The following is a 13,516-nucleotide window of genomic DNA, read 5'->3' as shown; positions in this document are numbered from 1 at the left end:
CTTTTAAGTCATGGCTGCAATATCAAGGCTAGTAAGCAAAAGACTTAAAAGTTAACTAACAAAAGCATAGTCTAAGTTTTTAAAATCACTAGTTAGACTGATTTTATTTTCTGACAAAAAGCAGCTGAATGTGTCTTAAGTTATGGATGTTGTTGGCCTTGAGGTTCGGTCTGGTTGTACTTATTTGAAAGGGTGAAACCATAAAATCGAAAATAGCCGAGTAGATTGCTGCCAATAAATAAGACTTCCATCAATACACCGATATAAGAGCCGACGAGTGCATTGTTGAGCAGCCAAACACAGGTCCCGATAATCATCAACAGTCTTAAATTTTGGTCTCTTTGGCAAAATGCTGCTCGAGTCTGAATAGCATTTCCAACTAGGCTAATGACACTGAGTAAACCTGTAAAAGTGAAAAAGGTAACTATCACACTGGCAGATAAAAATACCAGCATGATCCGCTTAGAATGACTAAAAATCGTGACGAAATAGCGTATAGACGCGAGCAACATTAAGCTCGCTGCTGTCCACTGTTCGAGGAGATAGAAGTGGCTGCTGATGAGCATTCCCGATACGCATAAACACGCGACAATTTTCTGTTTTTGTTTAAATTGAAAAGAGATGAGATCAAATACAATGGCGATGGCAATTAAACATTGTGAAATAGCAAAGTCAGACATAAATACCCTATCTAGAGTCTAGGTTCGCGTATTTGCGAACTTAAGGTGCACTAGGCTAGGGCCAAAATAAAATCAGGTAATTAACTTAAGATAATTGTGACAAGATAATTATCAGCTTAATTGGATAATCGTGATTTTAGTCGTGACAAGCTGACTGGGCTTATGCCGATATAGCTGGCAAGTTGAATATTATTAAGCTTATTTATCCAAAGTGGTCGGTATTTTACTAGGTGCAAGTAACGCTGCTCTGGTGTATTGAGTAAAAAAAACTCCTCTTTTTGCTCCTTATAGATGAGTTGCTGACTGAGTAAGGTTATTTTTACTTGCTGCCAGTCTATTTGTGAAAGCAGGAATAATGGCAGTTGAATGACTACAGTATCTTCTATCGATTCGAGCTGATACTTTGCCGGATCTTGAGTCAGCCAGGAGCAATACAGAAAGCACAACTCATGTTGAAAATAGAACTCTTTAGATAATGCAGTACCTGCACTTGCATAATGGCAAGCTTTTAACACGCCGGAATCAATAAAGTAAGCGTGAGTTTGTGTATCTCCTTGGCGTAAAAGGATCTCACCTGAATGGACGTTTAAGGTTTTAAAGTGCTTTTGGGCGGCTTTAGCTTGTTGTTCGCTGATGCCGAGTTGAGTCAAAACACGGAGACATCTTTGATGCTCAGCTGGGCAATGATCTAGATCCATGAGGGAGGCATTTTGTTGTAATTATTAAATATGGATTTCAGGAGGAATGGCCTTCAAGGCAATAGCATTGCCCACAGCATACAGGTTTATTTTAACAATGAATGATAAAACTGGGTTAAGTCAGGCATCACTGATTTAACCCTGCAATAATATTAGACCTGCTGGGCTAATGTTTGCTGGGCAAGCTCATCTTGTTGTGGTGATAAGATAAGTTCACTCTTCGATGCGAAGAAAGAGAAGATAATCCAGAGCACATTGGCGAAGACACATATCAGCAGAGGCAGAGTCCAGCTGCCGCTCGCTTCATGCACGGCACCGATAAGCACAGGCCCCGATGCCGCTAGCAAGTAACCCAGACATTGCGCCATACCCGATAAAGACGCAGCTTGGTGAGGATCGCTAGTGCGTATGCTTATGAGTGTTAGTGCCAAAATAAAGCCCCCACCGGCACCAAAGCCAAACATCATTGACCAGACTATAGCTAGCGTGGGCAGCAGGATAAAACCTAAGATGCTAATGAGTACTAATGAAGTTAACCCAGTACTTAACAATCGCTTATCTTTCATCTTGGCCATCATAGGTATCATGATTATGGCAGGAACCGCGGTGAACAATTGTAATAGTCCATGGATAACCCCCGCATTTTCATGGCTGTATCCAGAGTCGATTAAAATACTCGGTAACCAGCTGATAAAGGTATACATTAAAAATGAATTCAGCGCCAAAAACAGAGTGATTTGCCAAGCAGAAGCTGAGTACCAAATATAGCTATGACTATCAAACTCAAGTGTATCTTGAGTCGGCTTCGTGCGGTTTTTTATCTGCGGTAGCCAGACAAAAATAGCGATTATTGGGAAGATAATTATGCCTCCCAGTGCAAAGGCCCAGTTGGGAATAAAGCTGATGGATAGAGAGTCGGCAAGGTGCATCATAGGAATGGCCAGACTAGCACTCAGCGCAGAGCCAACGCCCATCATTAATACATAGATGGAGGTGATGGTGGCGACTTTTGTAGGGAAATCACGCTTCATCAAGCTGGGTAGCAGCACGTTGGCAATGGCAATGCCGACACCAATGATCAAGGTACCGCCAAATAAACTAGTCAGTGAGCCGAAGGATCGCACTGTGATGCCAATGAGCAAACAAAAAAGAGAGAGCATTAACGCCCGTTCTAAGCCTATTCGGCGACCTATCTTAGATGCTATGGGTGAAAAACATGCGAATACTAATAGCGGTAAGGTGGTTAACATGCCGGCTTGAGTCGCCGATAAGCTCAGCTGTTGCTGCATCTGCTCGAGGAGTGGGCCGACTCCAGTAATAGGGCTACGTAGACCTATCGCGATCAGCAATACACCTAATATCAAAAAGGCGCCATTGGTTACGCGAGAGCTGTGAACTTGTGTCACTGAGTATTCCTTTAATTGTACGTGTAAACTTGCCTGTAGCTTATGCTTCATTTTTAATGCAGTATTGAGCTATAGTGACTTTTTATATCTAAAAACGGTCAATTTCCTTGTCTAAGTCTCTACAGTTCCCCGATTTTGATTCTGACGCGTTTCCACAGAAAGTGGTTTCTCTTAGGGTGAGTGGTGGCGAGCGTGAAGCTGAGACGCCTTTTCATCAACACCATAAGTGTCAGTTGGTGATGGCATTGAGTGGTTATCTTAAATGCAGAGTGGCCGACGCCATTTTGATCGTACCCCCCAATTGTGCTGCATGGATCCCAAGTCAGGTGCCTCATAGCAATCTTATCTCTAGTGATGCCAATGTGTGTATGCTATTTGTCGATCCCGACATCGTCGGTTTACCCCAAAAAAGCTGCACTCTGTCAATTTCACCTTTGATCCGTGAATTAACACTGTATTTAACCGTTCAAGATCAACATTACCTACCCGATAGTCCAACAGCAAAGCTGGTGGATGTATTGGTTGAGCAATTAACCAATATGCCGACCGAGGACTTTGACTTTCCGACTCCCTCAGAACCAAGATTAAATGCCATCGCATCTAGGCTGCTGGCTAACCCCGCAGATAGACGTACTGTGGCCGAGTGGGCTGGTGAGTTTGCTATGGGCGAAAGAACACTAGCCAGATTGGTAAAACAAGAGGTGGGCCTCACTTTTGGGCGCTGGCGTGGGCAGTTACACCTCATTATTGCCCTGCAAAAATTGGCTGTGGGTGGGTCTGTGCAACGTATTGCCGAAGAGTTAGGTTATGAATCGGTCAGTGCCTTTATCACCTTCTTTAAAAAGACCTTAGGTAAATCGCCGAAACAATATATGAAAGATCGTGACTAGTTACCCTCGGCTCAGGCATATCCAGCTCAGACATACCCAATAATAGCGCTTGGATTATTGGGTATTAAAGCCAAAGCTGAGGTACAGTAAACTATAGGGCTGTAGGCTTTTCCCCTCTCTTTATCGATAGCATGGACACTTTATGAGTAACAAGATTGACCTAGGTTTGATATTCGACAATAGCTACGCAAAAGAGCTGGAAGGTTTTTATGTGTCCTGCACGGGCGCTGAGTCGCCTAACCCTGAGCTTGTTAAGCTAAACGTGGCTTTGGCTGAACGTATCGGTCTGACAAATGTTAACTCAGATGCGTTAGCGCAAGTGTTCTCAGGCAGCGAAGCACCAGTGGGTTCATCACCATTAGCTCAGGTATATGCGGGTCATCAGTTTGGTGGTTTTAGTCCGCAACTTGGTGATGGCCGCGCGCTGCTTCTTGGAGAAGTGCTTGATAAAGAAGGTCAGCGGTTAGATATTCAGCTAAAAGGCTCAGGCAAGACACCATTTTCACGAGGCGGAGATGGCAAGGCGGTCATAGGTGCAATTTTGCGAGAATATATTCTCAGCGAAGCCATGTATGCCTTAGATATTCCTACCACCCGAGCCTTAGCCGTTGTGACCACAGGTGAGCCTATATTACGAACCCAATATCTGCCTGGAGCGGTGCTTACCCGCGTGGCGTCGAGTCATTTACGTGTTGGTACCTTTCAATATTTTGCCTCTCGTGATGAGCTGGACAAAGTGAAACAATTGGCTGATTATGCTATTGCCCGTCATTACCCTGAGCTTAAAAGTAGCAAACAACCATACTTAGATTTTCTTTGCGCGGTACGCGACAACCAGGCTCAGCTGGTGGCTAAATGGATGCTGGTTGGCTTCATTCACGGTGTGATGAACACAGATAATATGACTATTAGTGGCGAAACCATAGACTATGGCCCTTGCGCCTTTATGGATAATTATGATGCCAATACTGTTTTTAGCTCCATAGATAGAGATGGTCGCTATGCCTACAGCAATCAGCCTGTATTGGCACAATGGAACCTGGCTCGATTGGCCGAAACCTTATTACCTCTAATGAGTGAAGATAAAAAGGAGTCTATAGAACTAGCGACGCAAGCGGTCACTGGGTTTTGGGATACATACCATGAAGTGTGGTTAGGTGGAATGCGATCTAAACTTGGCTTATCTAGCCAAGAGGAGGGTGATTTAGCGCTTTGTGAGCAATTACTCGAATCGATGGCGGGTCAAGATGTGGACTTCACTCAATTATTTCGTCAGCTAGCTGAAGACCTTGGATCTGGCTGTAATACTAGCCAAAGCTATTTTAATGATGCCAAAGCATTTTTAATATGGCGTGAGCTATGGTTAGCGCGACTTACCCGTGATGAATTATCTGTTGTTGGTAGTATCAGCGTGATGAATACGGCTAACCCGGTTTATATTCCGCGAAACTTTCAAGTCGAACAAGCTATTGAAGCGGCTGAGCAGCGTGGGGATTATGAACCGTTTGAGCAACTCATCACAGTGCTTGCTGATCCCTATACACTTCAGCAAGGCGCAAAAGAGTACGCAAAATCTGCACCCGAGAGTTTTGGACGTTATACGACTTTTTGCGGAACTTAGCTCCATTCAGCTTATATACAAGTTTACCGAGTAAGCTATACATGCAGACAAAATGCGACGTTTATGGTTTTAACTTAGATTATAGCGATATATGTTTTACTACAGGGAGCTGGCTAAGCCCTACATTAAATATGTATATTAATCGTTAAATTAGTGGCTATCTTTTAGTTAAAATTTGGATACAATTAAAGTAATAAAAATTGAGCCGAGAGGGGCTAAATGGAAAGAGCTAACATACTGATCATTGATGATGATCCCGTTTGTACTGGAGTATTACTGGCAATGCTTGGTGATGATTATCAAGTGACTACGGCAAACTCTGGTAGTGGTGGTATTGAGCTTCTTAGTACCTTGACTCCGGATCTTGTACTACTCGATATAACAATGCCTGAAGTCAACGGCTATCAAGTGCTGAAGTTTTTACAAGCTGACCCATCACGGGTTAATATTCCCGTTGTGGTGATAAGCACACTTGTTGAAGTGTCAGATCGTGACTTTGCGCTTAAACTTGGCGCAGATGATTATATCAATAAGCCAATTATGCCGAATGTGATCCAAAAGATGGTAGAAAAGTATTTATAGCCATCGACTCACTAACAGAATAAATGAGATCACTAGTGAATTAACAATACCATTAAGAATATGAATGTTAGCTGCTAGTCCACTAGGTGTTCGGTTTATTATTGAGTGCGTTTAGCTACCCGATAGCAGATCTGGGTTAATCACTAAATTTCTGACACCGTGGGCATGATCTTCATCAAAAGCATTACCTTCTAGCCACTTTCCGACACTATTAATATCGACTTTCATCACGTTAGGACGTACGCTCCAACTGACCTGCAGTGGTGAACCTGCTTCGTTATAACCTGGACCCGTTGTTGACCCTGAGTACTGTATTGGGGTACCGGTATCTCCTGGGATATTAAGCGCTTGGTTTAGCCCATTCTTCATGCCTAATGCCGTCAACTCGACAAAGCCTTTAGCTTTAGCATCGTTAACTAATACGTATACTTGAGTCTCTACACGCAGCTGTGGATTTTTATTCGATTCGCTAAGACACGCACCTAAAGTCGCTCCTGGGCCGACTTGTGCCGTTGAATGCACATAGTGAACCTCAATGGTATCTCCCGGAAATAGGCTACCGTGTTTATTGGTGCCCACTTCATGTTCAAGAGGAGTTAATTCTGCTTTGGATAATTTACCTGAATATTTGTAGCCGCTTTGGTAGCCATGGCCATCGCCATTCCCGGCATATTGAGTAAATTCTCCCCCTTTGTGCTCAGCATTTTTGTGGAAGTGAATATTACAGAGGTTCATTTTTTCATAGGCTGGCGCCTGAGCGAATACTCGTGGGTTATTGCCCTTGATAGCATCTATGTCTCGAGGTGACTGAGGGCCGTAGCCTTTACCTTGGGTATTTGTTGCCAGTGCATCTCTTTGCTCTTTAATTACCTGATCCGAAACGTTGTTAGTAGCATCTTGTGATGAAGCTGCACATGCCAAAAACGGCAAAAGTACGGCCGTTGCACAGAATACTCGAGTCTTGTTGATCATGTTTTGTCCTTTTTATTGGTAAGCAGAACAGTTCTGCAAAGTATAGAGTAGGGGTGATGGGATATAGACTTGCTATAACCTATTGATTATTCAATGGGGGTTCAAGCTGAGAAAGATTAAATAAATGACATGTTTGATTGATAGGAGCCATTGCTAGTGCCAGTTTAAATGTTGATTTTATTAACTGAGTTTAGGCACAAACTGGTATTTTAGCATTATCGATAGCAGTCAATGACTGCTTGAATGAACTGAAAAGTGATTCTCCGCTCTAGAAATTTTTGGTCATAGTAATGATTACTTGTCATCGACTCTTCTGTCGAACTTACTGGCTCTACGATTTTTTTCACCAAAAGCGCCATATAGATCGTGGGTTACACCATAATCGATCCGGCGCTCTTGCGGCTCATCTCTTCTGTCTTCCGAGTGTTTATAGTGGCATTGACACGCTAAGGCATCGCAATGAGTTAATGGCAATGATGGAGCATCTTGAGATAAAAAATGATTCCCTTGTAACTCTTTGACTGCCTGGCAAGCTGTCTGAGTTAGCTCAATCGTCACATTGTGATAGGGATGTCTTGTTTGACTATCTGTATCTATATCTGTAACTGCTTGTTCATCAGGTAATATTTCATAGACATGACTTGTCCCCTTAGGGCAGAGCGGACGCTTAAGCTTATGTTTAGATCGCGTAGGAGAACGCATATAAAATACGACACCTATGATAGCTGCGATTAATAAGAGTCCAAATAGAAGTTGGCTTACTGGCATCAATGCTCCCTTTTGCTACTGCGACTCAACTCATTTCATCTAGGGTTAATTTAATTTTAGATCAGGACTTCTATTTACTACCAATCTGTTTATGTTTTTTCTTGGTTTTTTAAACACGATTCTGTTTTGAGTTATCTCTGCTTTGTCATCTGCCTTGAATTAAGCGGCCAAAATAATGAGCTGACAAGATTATTAAACCGGTTGATATCACTTAGCCTTATCTCATTCTTATAGAAAGCAACTATAATTCTCGTTAGTAGGTTCTTTGTTTCATTGCGCTAGTTATACGATTGAGTGCAGATGTAGACGATAGGCATAGGTAGTAAATATGACGGTACTTAAGATTCAACATGTAGGTAAAGGTTTAGGTTTAGAGTTACCACAAGAGGTTGTCGAGAGACTCCATGTCGGGAATGGTGACAGTATCTGTCTCGAGAAGATGTCCCATGACTGTTATCGTCTCGTGTCTAAGGATGATGACTTGGCTGAGCAGATGACGCAGATTGAAGACTATATGCATGAAGAGGATGCATGAGTATTAATCGGATGAGTTAAACAGGATAGGGGTTATCGCATCGTCTCTAAGGATGATGACTTGGCTGAGCAGATGGCATTGTTTGAAGACTATATGCATGAAGAGGATGCATGAGTATTAATCGGATGAGTTAAACAAGAAGATGCGTAATGGTTTCCCTAAGCCTGCAGTGCTTTTAATAACAAGCGTCGCTAGTTTTCATTGAAAAGGACTACCAAACCCTTTCGCTCTCGCTATTTAGGGGGATATCACCGCTGATGACTTCTAGTCTTTCACCTGACAAGGTCACTAGCTTAGCTTCGATGTGTATGGACATTGGAAAATTTTCATCTGGGGTTTTAACGATCACCTCTGCATAGGTCCTGTAGAGATTTGAGAGCATGTAGAATTTACCTTCCCATTCACAGTCAAAATAGAAGTTTGGCTCGGTGAGGTTAATATTTTCTAGCCTACCCTTAGATTGTCTTAGATACTGATCAGTGGTGATAATACTGCAATTGTTACTGCTGCTACCGCTACCGCTTGTCTCATTGTTCAGCTTGGCATTGTGGCTGAAGATAAAGGAGAGAGCTGGTTTACCATCAAGTTGAGTTTGATGGCCACCTAGATATGTATCTAGTTCAATCGTGGTTGTATAGCCCGTTAACGGCACGAGTAATGATGCAGCATAGCCCAGTATTTTCAAAATGAACTCCTTGAACTCTCGCTATATTGATTTTAGCTTACTCTTATTCAAAGACATCATCATAGGTGTCTTGGTTATTTGGGTTATTCTTGTTGAGAAGGAAAGAGCTCACCCTGGTTAAGATCGTACAATGCGATACAAGCGTCAACCACAATAGGTTCATATAAAATGCCTCGATTCTTGCTGATCTCATCAATGGCTTTTTGTTGTCCTAATGCCTGACGGTAGGAACGTGAGTGACTAATGGATTCAACCACATCAGCAACAGCAATGACCTTAGATTCAAAGTGGATCTGATCCCCGGTTAAACCATCAGGGTAGCCTGAACCATTTAACCGTTCGTGGTGCTGCCGCACTATGCTTGCTACTGGCCATTCAAAATCGACCTGTTGTAGGATTTCTTCTCCAATGACGGGGTGTAGTTTGATCAATTCAAACTCCTCTTTTCTAAGTTTTCCGGTCTTAGAAAGGATGGAGCTTGGCACGCCTAGTTTACCAATATCATGCAGCAAGGCTGAGATCCTAATACATTCTATCTGAGTGCTTAAAAGTGCTAAGTGTTGGGCAATTCGGCGGGCAAGGCAAGAAACGTTCTTTTGATGAGTTGCAGTGTAATGATCTCTTGCGGCTGCGGCTGCAGAAATAGCCGCGACGAGCTGATGAAGTCCATGTTTATCCATTTAGTTAAATCCATTTTACTAAATTCAATATGAGTAACCTAGCACTAATTCTAATGTAAACCTATGCTTACGTACTCATTTGGCATAAGGTCTGTCCAGTGTAGAAAAACTCACTATTCACCAGTATATATGTCTATTTAGGCTTTTACAGAAAGGCAAATTAGACTAGGCCAAGTCTTTTGATAACAATCACTTGATACAAATCAACAAACCACCTGATAGCCTTTTTTATCGGTAAAAAAAGGTTTAGATTAGACAAGATACAGCTGTTCTGTCTTTTTCATTTTTCCGAGTAGTAATATCTGCGTCTGTAGCTTAATGACTATGGGATAGCTTACAGCTTTCTAGAGCTTATAGCTTGTTATCGCGGGTATCATTTGCCCCTGCAAGGCGGCCAAAAAATGCGGATAAACCAACTGTCTTGCGGATTTTTTCAGCCCAAAATCCACCGATAAGAAAGCCTACTGCAGTCCAGGATAAGATAACGGATGGACTGAGCTGCTCAGATTGAAGGCTTATTGCAATCCCTATAAAAACGCCTATGAGTGTTGGTGAAAGTGCAACTGCTAGCCACTGTAATGCATAAATAAATAGACCAATAAATTTCATCGATTATCCTTAATCTTGGACGCAGAGTGCTACGACATATTATGTCTTATACATGAGGTGAGCATGATTCGCAAGTGTACAAGATTGAGGCTCGATATGAGCTTGTAGTTTGAGATCAAGCTTAGCTGTGTCAGTTAGGCTTATGTATTTGCCGAATTGTTGATGATAGTAATCGCCACCAAATCTAGTAATAACAATCACTTGATACAAATCAATAAAGCTTGTGATATCCATTTAAATCAAGCGTAAAAGGTTTAGATTAGACAAGGTATGCCTGTCTTTTTTCTTAATCGAGGCGGTGGTGATATTACTAAAGAGCTTGAGGGAGTCGTTATGTTGACAAGTCCAGTATTAGATCTCATTGCATTTATCTGTTTCGTCGTGTGTTGGATTGGTTATACCTATTTCGCCAAGCGAAAAGCAAAAAACACTAACTGCATCGCCCGTTGTCTGCATCAGCACCGAATTCACTGGATGAATGAACTGATGCGCCATGAGATGCGGGTGGGTGAGGCTGCACTATTGGCAAACCTAGAGCGAAATATTACCTTTTTTGCCTCAACTTCTATGCTAATACTCGCTGGCGTGTTGACACTCTTTGCACAGGTTGGTCGATTGGAGGCGGTGATCGCCTCTATTCCTTTCACGGCTACGCCCACCGATGCCTTGATTCAGATAAAGTTAAGCCTGCTTACCTTTATCTTCGTGATGGCCTTTTTTCAGTTCACTTGGTCGATGCGCCAATATGGCTTCCTCAACGTGATGCTTGGCGCTACTCCGCTGCGAGAGTATGAGAGTAGTGATCATATGAAAAACTATGCAACTCAGATGGCGATAGTCCAAGATCAAGCAGCGCATGCCTACAACTATGGCTTGCGTGGCTATTATTTTTCAATGGCTGTACTAAGCTGGTTCTTCCATCCGCTACTCTTCATTATTTCCAGCCTACTGGTTGTTTACACCCTATATATGCGAGAGTTTAAATCTAAAGCCGTTATGGCTATCACCGAAGGGATGATCATGTTGCAGAGAGAAGAGCAGGAGAGGAAAGAGCTAAAAAAAGAAAGTCTAAAGCTATAAAACCTGACTAGCCATCTTAAATGAGCCATTGCCATAAATGGACTGCTCACTTCTAGGTTGAATAAAGCTTACTCTTAGGGAAGTAATCACTATGGATGGCTTAGTTATGCTTTTTTAAAAGCAGTGAGTCACTCTACGGCAATAACGTTGCTCAAAATTAAATGGACTCATTCTCATGGTGCGGACCGCATCGACCCAGCCAATAATCATAGGCACTAGAGTCCAGCTAAATCCTAAATACAAACTGCCCATTCCGTATTGACCTAAATAGAACTTATGTAGGCCTAATCCACCGAGTACAAAGCTGAACCATATGGCGAGTTTTTGGTTTTTAATGTGAATATATGGATCGACTCCAGCGAGCGCTTCCAGACCTTGAGCGATATGACATTGGGGGCAGGTAAGTACATTTAAGGCGATCTTTTGGCTGCACTGTGTACATTGCGACTCTTTATACTGCGAGAGTGGGCTGTCACTACTTTTCATCTCAAACTCCAGTTGTCATACGTTAATCAATATTGCTAATGACATATTATGCGTACAAGTGTGCGCTGAAATATAGGTGCAGAGTTCACATAATTAAAATAAAGATAAGGCAGCCCAGCCTTTCTTACGGCATAAGAGAATAGATCCCGGCCTAAAAGCATACCGGGATGACGGAATTCGGAACAAAAGGAATAGATCCCGGCCTAAAAGCATACCGGGGTGACGGAATTCGGAACAAAAGGAATAGATCCCGGCCTAAAAGCATACCGGGATGACGGAATTCGGAACAAAAGGAATAGCTCCCGGTCTAAAGCACACCGGGATGATGGAATGGAAGAATATCGGAATGACGATTTCACTACCTATATGGCGATGTCATCATCGGGATGCAGTATTCAACTAACCCAAGTCCGCGACTCGCGCAAAGCTGACTCTGGAACACCCCCAATATTGGTCATCTTATCTAGTCATGGTGAGCTTTTAACTTCTGGAATAATACGTCTTTTAAATTGGCACGTTGTAATTTTAGCTGATGCATATGCTCATCATCGGTTGGGCTGCCGACGACTTCGAGTTGACGAATATCATAGTCTAACAGGTGATATTGTTTGGATAAGGTTTTGAACTCTTCATCTTTATAATTCAAATAAACAATGTCTTGTTTATATTCTGGGAAGTCGAAAATAAGCGCATGATTCTCATTTAGCATAGATAACCCCTGAAATCGGTTTGTTCAAGATAGTTGAAATTCATTATTATGAAACTGCAATCACTATAGCATCATGAAGTTTAAAAATAAGAGGAGCCAGAGCAAACTTTTCTCATTTCATCCAAATGAATTGCAGGTTACAGCAATCCACCTGGCAGGAGGGGCATCAGCTTCAGTGTTAGATGTTTCTTTCTTAGGTTGATTGTCTCGAAAATGTGATCTTTAGTTGTTTTTATGTATCTACTCCTCAAGGAGTGACTGCTGTATTTGTACGGTATTCATGTCGATGACTCTAATGCAATAGATTAATTGTCATGAAAAAGAATACAAACTGGTTGGCTTCAGGCACTTTTTCAGATGGGAACTTATCGGTAATCTACTCTCAGCGTCGATGGTGACACTAACAAAATTCTCGATTTCTCAAGCAATGAGTGAGGTTTATAATGAAAACTAAGACGATATTAGCAAGTGTATTATGCTCAGGTTTACTGGTAGCGAGTGTCAATGCTGCTGAAGTGGAATATTTCGTCGGCGCTGCAGCCGGTTATCAAATGGATAAAGTCGATGGTAGCTTGCAACATGATACCGAAGATATGTCATGGCAGGGTCGAGTGGGTGTATTGATAGAACAGCAACACCGTATCACAGGCACTTTTGGTTACATGGAAGATAAGTTTTCGCAAGCTGGCTCAGATTATAAGCAAGAGCAATATAGCTGGTTAGTCTCTTACGATTATTTAATCCCAGTGCATAAAGATGTGAACCTATTTGTTGGTGTCACGGCCGGGGCGAATGATAACAAGATAGCAGGTCGGGCTTCTACCGATGTTGTTTGGGGTGGGCAAGCGGGTGTACAGTACAAATGGAGTGAGCATTTCTCGTCTGATTTAGGCTACCGCTATTTAGATCAAGACTATGAACGTCAAGGTATTAGTATCGACAATAGTCAGCAAGTCTATCTGACATTAGATTACAAATTTTAGCTTGCGAAACTGAATGCTATTTCAGATAAGCTGTAGTTCAACATTTCTGGATTAACTTACAGCCTAGTCGTATTCATACTCGCTGTGCACCACTCATTTCACTCTAGATCTCAACAGGTGTCTTGTAAGGCA

16 protein-coding genes are annotated in these 13,516 nt (G+C 42.3%); 6 read left to right on the top strand and 10 right to left on the bottom strand.

The genetic code is table 11. The annotated features are described in order from the left end of the window. Positions 1-140 precede the first annotated feature (140 nt). The 3 genes from FM038_RS20580 to FM038_RS20570 form a co-directional block, all read right to left on the bottom strand. Positions 141-680 (bottom strand): YgjV family protein, encoded by a 540-nt coding sequence (locus tag FM038_RS20580; protein WP_142871412.1) that lies wholly within the window; start codon positions 678-680, stop codon positions 141-143. Between the two features lie 116 nt (positions 681-796). Continuing rightward, on the bottom strand, positions 797-1,378 hold the full coding sequence (locus FM038_RS20575; protein ID WP_142871413.1) for a Crp/Fnr family transcriptional regulator: 582 nt from the start codon (positions 1,376-1,378) through the stop codon (positions 797-799). A 152-nt stretch (positions 1,379-1,530) separates the two neighbouring features. Beyond that, the gene (locus FM038_RS20570) at positions 1,531-2,784 is read right to left on the bottom strand and encodes an MFS transporter (RefSeq protein WP_142871414.1); all 1,254 of its coding nucleotides are present in this window, start codon (positions 2,782-2,784) and stop codon (positions 1,531-1,533) included. Between the two features lie 107 nt (positions 2,785-2,891). On the opposite strand from FM038_RS20570, the gene FM038_RS20565 reads away from it, so the two are divergent. From FM038_RS20565 to FM038_RS20555, 3 genes are all read left to right on the top strand, one after another. Next, a complete protein-coding gene (locus tag FM038_RS20565; RefSeq protein WP_142871415.1) occupies positions 2,892-3,674 on the top strand; it encodes an AraC family transcriptional regulator in 783 nt (260 codons plus the stop codon). A 142-nt stretch (positions 3,675-3,816) separates the two neighbouring features. Next, positions 3,817-5,295: a protein adenylyltransferase SelO gene (locus FM038_RS20560; protein WP_142871416.1), complete on the top strand. Its 1,479-nt coding sequence runs from the start codon at positions 3,817-3,819 to the stop codon at positions 5,293-5,295. A gap of 219 nt (positions 5,296-5,514) precedes the next feature. Continuing rightward, complete coding sequence (locus FM038_RS20555; protein WP_142871417.1) at positions 5,515-5,877, top strand: response regulator; 363 nt, start codon at positions 5,515-5,517, stop codon at positions 5,875-5,877. A gap of 111 nt (positions 5,878-5,988) precedes the next feature. Here the strand turns inward: FM038_RS20555 and FM038_RS20550 are convergent, their stop codons facing one another. Together FM038_RS20550 and FM038_RS20545 are read right to left on the bottom strand one after the other, a co-directional pair. Then, complete coding sequence (locus FM038_RS20550) at positions 5,989-6,849, bottom strand: delta-class carbonic anhydrase (protein ID WP_142871418.1); 861 nt, start codon at positions 6,847-6,849, stop codon at positions 5,989-5,991. 294 nt (positions 6,850-7,143) lie between these two features. Further along, positions 7,144-7,617, bottom strand: coding sequence for a hypothetical protein (locus tag FM038_RS20545; RefSeq protein WP_142871419.1), 474 nt, complete (start codon positions 7,615-7,617; stop codon positions 7,144-7,146). Positions 7,618-7,945: 328 nt separating this feature from the next. Between FM038_RS20545 and FM038_RS20540 the strand changes: the two genes are divergently transcribed. Beyond that, the gene (locus FM038_RS20540; protein ID WP_142871420.1) at positions 7,946-8,152 is read left to right on the top strand and encodes an AbrB/MazE/SpoVT family DNA-binding domain-containing protein; all 207 of its coding nucleotides are present in this window, start codon (positions 7,946-7,948) and stop codon (positions 8,150-8,152) included. Between the two features lie 211 nt (positions 8,153-8,363). Here FM038_RS20540 and FM038_RS20535 read toward each other — a convergent pair whose 3' ends face one another. The 3 genes from FM038_RS20535 to FM038_RS20525 all read right to left on the bottom strand — a co-directional run bounded on the left by FM038_RS20535 (position 8,364) and on the right by FM038_RS20525 (position 10,126). Next, positions 8,364-8,837, bottom strand: a complete 474-nt coding sequence (locus FM038_RS20535; protein ID WP_223292927.1) for a hypothetical protein — start codon at positions 8,835-8,837, stop codon at positions 8,364-8,366. 83 nt (positions 8,838-8,920) lie between these two features. Next, positions 8,921-9,517 (bottom strand): HD-GYP domain-containing protein, encoded by a 597-nt coding sequence (locus tag FM038_RS20530; protein ID WP_142871422.1) that lies wholly within the window; start codon positions 9,515-9,517, stop codon positions 8,921-8,923. Positions 9,518-9,868: 351 nt separating this feature from the next. Next, the gene (locus FM038_RS20525; protein WP_142871423.1) at positions 9,869-10,126 is read right to left on the bottom strand and encodes a hypothetical protein; all 258 of its coding nucleotides are present in this window, start codon (positions 10,124-10,126) and stop codon (positions 9,869-9,871) included. A 336-nt stretch (positions 10,127-10,462) separates the two neighbouring features. Here FM038_RS20525 and FM038_RS20520 point away from each other — a divergent pair, with 336 nt between their 5' ends. Next, on the top strand, positions 10,463-11,206 hold the full coding sequence (locus FM038_RS20520) for a DUF599 domain-containing protein (RefSeq protein WP_185965730.1): 744 nt from the start codon (positions 10,463-10,465) through the stop codon (positions 11,204-11,206). 114 nt (positions 11,207-11,320) lie between these two features. Here the strand turns inward: FM038_RS20520 and FM038_RS20515 are convergent, their stop codons facing one another. Together FM038_RS20515 and FM038_RS20510 are read right to left on the bottom strand one after the other, a co-directional pair. Beyond that, positions 11,321-11,692, bottom strand: coding sequence for a TM2 domain-containing protein (locus FM038_RS20515; RefSeq protein WP_142871424.1), 372 nt, complete (start codon positions 11,690-11,692; stop codon positions 11,321-11,323). 463 nt (positions 11,693-12,155) lie between these two features. Then, positions 12,156-12,401, bottom strand: coding sequence for an HP1242/YdcH family protein (locus tag FM038_RS20510; protein ID WP_142871425.1), 246 nt, complete (start codon positions 12,399-12,401; stop codon positions 12,156-12,158). 443 nt (positions 12,402-12,844) lie between these two features. On the opposite strand from FM038_RS20510, the gene FM038_RS20505 reads away from it, so the two are divergent. Continuing rightward, on the top strand, positions 12,845-13,384 hold the full coding sequence (locus FM038_RS20505; protein WP_142871426.1) for an outer membrane beta-barrel protein: 540 nt from the start codon (positions 12,845-12,847) through the stop codon (positions 13,382-13,384). Positions 13,385-13,516: the final 132 nt, after the last annotated feature.

Origin of the sequence: Shewanella eurypsychrophilus (genome assembly GCF_007004545.3) — a bacterium.
GTDB lineage: Bacteria > Pseudomonadota > Gammaproteobacteria > Enterobacterales > Shewanellaceae > Shewanella > Shewanella eurypsychrophilus.
The sequence above is the reverse complement of the archived record's forward strand: the minus strand, read 5'-3'. Positions and strand labels throughout refer to the sequence as shown.